The sequence below is a fragment of the Microbulbifer okhotskensis genome (assembly GCF_023895975.1).
In the GTDB taxonomy this organism is placed as follows: Bacteria; Pseudomonadota; Gammaproteobacteria; order Pseudomonadales; family Cellvibrionaceae; genus Microbulbifer; species Microbulbifer okhotskensis.
Genome location: NZ_JALBWM010000257.1, coordinates 1 through 1,951 on the forward strand (window position 1 = coordinate 1; position 1,951 = coordinate 1,951).

At 46.0% G+C, this 1,951-nt stretch carries 1 protein-coding gene and 3 pseudogenes; all 4 read left to right on the plus strand.

Annotated elements, in window-relative coordinates; translation table 11 throughout:
- Positions 1–116: 116 nt before the first annotated feature.
- Positions 117–311: pseudogene (locus tag MO867_RS21805) on the plus strand (IS481 family transposase); the annotation flags it as partial.
- A 77-nt stretch (positions 312–388) separates the two neighbouring features.
- Entirely contained in the window at positions 389–661 is a 273-nt protein-coding gene (gene tnpA, locus MO867_RS21810) for an IS66 family insertion sequence element accessory protein TnpA (RefSeq protein ID WP_252473074.1), read from the plus strand.
- A 351-nt stretch (positions 662–1,012) separates the two neighbouring features.
- A pseudogene (locus MO867_RS21815) lies at positions 1,013–1,498 on the plus strand (IS66 family transposase); the annotation flags it as partial.
- 46 nt (positions 1,499–1,544) lie between these two features.
- Positions 1,545–1,679 (plus strand): annotated as a pseudogene (locus MO867_RS21820) (IS481 family transposase); the annotation flags it as partial.
- Between the last annotated feature and the right edge of the window lie 272 nt (positions 1,680–1,951).

Consider the following 1,951-nt stretch of genomic DNA (forward strand, 5'->3'; position numbering starts at 1 on the left):
CGCTGGAATTTCTAGTGGGTAAGCGTGTGTCGCTTATGTTGGCAATCTAGCTTTTTTCTGCAAAGACACAGGCGGAGCTACTATTGCAGCCTGAAAATCGTAGTGCAATTGCCCTGGTGGCTGAGGAGGGGCTAGTCCTCACCGAGTCATAGGTTCAGGCTTTGGAGCGAAAGCGGCATGATGATGAAGCCTGCGGTGAAATTGATACTTAACGCGAAGGCTATCTGGGCTCGCAGGATACTTTCTGCGTAGGAGCATTTAAGGGTGTTGGGCGTGCTTACCAACAAACCTATGTCGATACCTATACAGAAAGCGATCAAGTAACCCCATCTAAAATATTAGTCAGGTTTTCTCAACTCTCCTGATTTTTAACGATCAGGAATTCTCAATGAACACCCAGAACAAAACCGACTTCTGGCAGGAGCATATCAGTGACTGGAATAGCAGCGATATTTCCCAAACGGCATACTGCCAGCATCACCAGCAAAAGCTCAGTACCTTTACGTATTGGCGCAACAAGCAGAGCAAGCGACTTCCCATATCACTGCCTGCTTTACAGGCTTCGTGGGAACTGGCTATACCCGGTGATATCCAGCTGCCGGTATCTGCGCTGGAACACACCCTGCCATTGTTCTGGCGCCTCCTACGGGGACAGCATTGATGCTGCACAAAAAACGATCAGTACAAGTGTATTTGTATACGGGGCCCGTCGGTATGCGTAAATCTATCGATAGCTTAACGGTATTAGTTGAGCAAGAGATGATGGCTATCGCCAGCACTCGAAGTACTCTTCGTATTGTGCAATCGCGGCCGCGATAAGGTCAAGCTGCTCTACTGGGGGGTAACGGCTTTGTGGTCTGGTATAAACGCTAGGAGAAGCAGCGTTTTCACTGGTTGTGGAGTGATGACTTTACCCACGATTAACGCAGCGGCGGTGTATGCAATGCTATCCGGCTTCAAGGGTTATCTGCAAACCGACGACTGTGCCGGCTAATATGCTGTTACTGCAGAACAGAATATGACTCATCTCGGCTGCTGGGCTCATACGCGTCGCAAGTTTATCGATACACAAAAGGTTGCTGGTGGTAAAGCGCATAAACTAAGTAAAGGTAAAAAGAATCAGCTGAGCAAAGCCGATATTGCCCCCAACTATATTGGTTACCTGTATGATATGGAACGCAAAGGACAACCGAAGGCCGTGCTTGGGAAGGCACAGGGATATCTGCACAAAAAGTGGAAGAAACTTACGGTTCACACCAAAGATGGACAGTTAAATATCGACAATAATCCAGCCGAAAATGCCACTCACCCTTTTGAAGTCGGTCGTAAAAGTGATTATTTGGTGATGTTCCCAGAGGAGCCTAAGCCAATGGTCTCGAGCCGTATGATTACATGTGCCAGATTTATACCGACTTGTTTCGTGCGAAGACAATTGAGATATTTAAGCTTTATTGTCCTGGAGCTTTCAAGATATAACAGGTGCAGACCTGCCGAATAAATTAAAGGGTGGGGTTAGCTGGGCGATTACAGATCTGTGGAGAAGGCAAAAGGATCTAGTCGAATGGCTCAGATATTACGATAGTGATCGCACCCATCATGACAAGAAATATTACGGTCGTACACCGATGGAAACACTTGAAGATGGAAAAGGCATCTGGAAGAAAAAAATCGGAAACTGAATTTGACCTGACAGAGCACCTTCTGAAAAACCGCTAACTGTCAGAACAAGTCTGAACTATTAGATTCTGTTGCGGATCAATCTAACCGAATACCTCGCAAATATGAACAAGATACAAGTGAGATGCCCAAAAGTATTCAGCCTCTACTACCGGTAAAAATTAAATAGAGGCTGTAAATTAAATTGTGTAACTGCTCATGCCCCCATACTCTATACCTGAGCAACCCATGAGCAAAACAATGAACGATAAAGACCTCGAACAGCAACTCAGTG

What these genes read in the sequence shown, in the direction of transcription:
- tnpA (WP_252473074.1), top strand. Translation starts at nt 389, where the DNA reads ATGAACACCCAGAACAAAACCGACTTCTGGCAGGAGCATATCAGTGAC.